Origin of the sequence: Hydrogenophaga sp., from assembly GCF_041633695.1 — a bacterium.
Lineage (GTDB): Bacteria > Pseudomonadota > Gammaproteobacteria > Burkholderiales > Burkholderiaceae_C > Hydrogenophaga.
In genome coordinates this window covers 1-2553 of the sequence record NZ_JBFJMY010000540.1, presented here as the reverse complement: position 1 = coordinate 2553, position 2553 = coordinate 1, and the positions used below count along the sequence as shown (strand labels likewise).

Here is a 2553-nt window from a genome sequence, read left to right as displayed (position 1 = left end):
CTTTTTCACCCTGGCGGCTCCAGCTCTACAACTGGCACAAATGGGCTGGAATGTCGGTGCTTACTCTCTCTGCATTGCGCTTGCTTTGGCGCTGGATGAAAAAGCCGCCACCATTGCCCGAGGCCGTGGCGGCGAACATGCCGCGCTGGCAGCAATGGGCGCACCACGCCACGCACGCCGCGCTGTATGTGCTGTTTTTTGCGGTGCCATTGCTCGGCTGGGCTTACAGCTCGGCCGCCGGTTTCCCCGTGGTGCCGTTCGGTTTGTTCCAGATGCCCGACTTTGTGCCGGTGAGCGAAGCCCTGGCGGATGTTCTGAAAGAGTTGCACGGCCTTGCCGCCTACGGCCTGGCGATTCTGGTGGTTTTGCACGTGGCCGCCGCGCTCAAGCACCACTGGATCGACCGCGATGGCTTGTTGACCCGCATGGGTTGGGGCGCTCGCTGAGCGGCTTGTTTTTGTTTTTTGAAATCCTACCCATGACCCATACCCGACTGTTTTCCGTTGGCGCTCTCGCGCTGGCCGCCCTGGTACACCTGCCCGCTCAGGCGCAACAACAATTGTTGCCCGCCAAGAGCGAGATCGCTTTTGTAAGCCGCCAGATGGGCGTGCCGGTCGAGGGCAAGTTCCGCCAGTTCAGTGCCCAAATCGCGTTCGACCCGGCCAAGCTCGCCAGCAGCAACATCGCCTTCAGCGTGGACACCGGCAGCGCCACGCTGGGTGTGCGCGAGACCGATGCCGAGCTGCCCAAGTCGGTCTGGTTCCACGTGGAACAGTTTCCCAAGGCCACGTTCCAGTCCAGCAGCATCAAGCGGCTGGATGGCAACCGCTTCGAAGTCACGGGCAAGCTGTCGATCAAGGGCGTGAGCAGCCCGGTGGTGGTGCCCGTGACGCTGACCCAAAACGGCGCCGAGACCACGGCCACCGGCACCTTCGCCATTCAGCGGCTCACCTACAAGGTGGGCGACAAAGAGTGGGCCGACACCTCCATGGTGGCCAACGACGTACAAGTGAAGTTCCGCCTCGCGCTCACCGGCGTGGGCAAGCTCTGAAGATTTTTTCGCCTTTTTGTCCACCAACCCAGAGAGTATTTTTCATGCGCAAAACCCTGACCCTTTTGGCCCTCGCAGCAACATTCACCACCGGTGCCGTGCAGGCGGCTGACTACGCCATCGACCCGACCCATACCTTTGCCAGTTTTGAAATTGGTCACTTTGGCACTTCCACCAACCGGGGGCGGTTCGACAAAAAAGAGGGCAAGATCGCTTTTGACCGCGCCGCCAAGACCGGCATGGTCGACATCTCCCTGGACATGACATCCGTGAACACCGGTACGCCCATGTTCGACAAACACCTGCAAAGTGCCGACTTGTTCGATGCCGCCAAACACCCCAAGGCCCGTTTTGTGTCCGAGAAGTTCGTGTTCAACGGCGACAAGGTGAGCGAAGTGGTGGGCCAGCTGACCTTGTTGGGCAAGACCCAACCCGTGACGCTCAAGGCCAGCCAGTTCAACTGCTACGAAAGCCCCATGCTCAAGCGCGAGGTTTGTGGTGGCGACTTTGAAGCCACCATCGACCGCACCGCTTTTGGCCTGAACTACGGCGTGGATTGGGGTTTCCCGAAAAGCGTGCGCCTGGCGATCCAGGTGGAAGCGGTGAAACAGTAAAACCCGGGCGTGCGCCCACTGCGCAGCTGGCGCGGCTTTTCCCCGGAGGGGATACGCCTGTCGACCGGCGGAGCCGGTTCCACGGCGTGTGCTGGATGAAGACACGCGCTTCGGCGGCACCGGTGTTCTTCTGAACCATCTGCCAAAGGCCCGCTGCTGCGGGCCTTTTTCATGGGCGTGTGGCGTGTTCCAGGTGTTCCAAGAATCGCAGCGCGTGCACGCGGTTCTCACCGCACATTTCTGCGCTGGGGGGTAGTGAGCTGCACACCGCTGGCCGCTCCGGCCGTCCGAACAGTTTGCACATCAGGGCTTCGTCCAGATGGGGGCAGGGCACACCCGCAGGCTTGCCGTGCGGCAAGCCCGGCAGGGGGCTGCTGATCGAGGGCGCGATGCAACACGCGGCGCAGCCGAGGCGGCAGTTCATGCTGGGGCGTTGCCCGCTATCAAGCCTGGAATTTGCGCGTCGCCCACAGCGTCTGTTCCACCACCGCTTGCACCGCCTTGTGGCTGGCCTCGCTGCTCAGCTGGCCCTGGGCGTCGAAGGCCTCGCCCGCCTTGGACAGCCCGAATCGGCGCGGCGCCACCCAGCATTGCAGGTTGGTCATCAAGAGGTCGAGCTGGGCAAGGCTGCGGATGCCGCCGAGTGCACCGGGCGAGGCGCTCATGATGCCCAACACCTTGCCGGCAAATGGCTTGAGGCCGTTGGACCAGGCGGGGTCACCCGCGATCGGGCGGGACACCCAGTCGATGGTGTTTTTGAGCACGCCGGTCAGGCCACCGTTGTATTCGGGCGAGCAGATGATGCAGGCAGGGTGGGCGTAGAAAATCTCTTTGAGGCGGACCACAGCTTCGGGCACGCCACGGGTTTCCAGGTCGCCGTTGTACAAG

The 2553-nt window shown here is 62.5% G+C and carries 5 protein-coding genes; 3 read left to right on the top strand and 2 right to left on the bottom strand.

The window, feature by feature from the left end; genetic code table 11:
- The 3 genes from ABYB95_RS21365 to ABYB95_RS21355 form a co-directional block, all read left to right on the top strand.
- On the top strand, positions 1 to 446 hold a 446-nt coding region (locus tag ABYB95_RS21365), incomplete at its 5' end, for a cytochrome b (RefSeq protein WP_372661669.1).
- Positions 447 to 478: 32 nt separating this feature from the next.
- The gene (locus tag ABYB95_RS21360; protein WP_372661666.1) at positions 479 to 1051 is read left to right on the top strand and encodes a YceI family protein; all 573 of its coding nucleotides are present in this window, start codon (positions 479 to 481) and stop codon (positions 1049 to 1051) included.
- A 44-nt stretch (positions 1052 to 1095) separates the two neighbouring features.
- Positions 1096 to 1665, top strand: a complete 570-nt coding sequence (locus ABYB95_RS21355; protein WP_372661663.1) for a YceI family protein — start codon at positions 1096 to 1098, stop codon at positions 1663 to 1665.
- Between the two features lie 169 nt (positions 1666 to 1834).
- On the opposite strand, the gene ABYB95_RS21350 is transcribed toward ABYB95_RS21355, so the two are convergent.
- Together ABYB95_RS21350 and ABYB95_RS21345 are read right to left on the bottom strand one after the other, a co-directional pair.
- Positions 1835 to 2089 (bottom strand): YkgJ family cysteine cluster protein, encoded by a 255-nt coding sequence (locus ABYB95_RS21350; RefSeq protein WP_372661660.1) that lies wholly within the window; start codon positions 2087 to 2089, stop codon positions 1835 to 1837.
- A gap of 19 nt (positions 2090 to 2108) precedes the next feature.
- A partial coding sequence (locus ABYB95_RS21345) for an NADPH-dependent FMN reductase (protein ID WP_372661657.1) occupies positions 2109 to 2553 on the bottom strand: 445 nt, incomplete at its 5' end.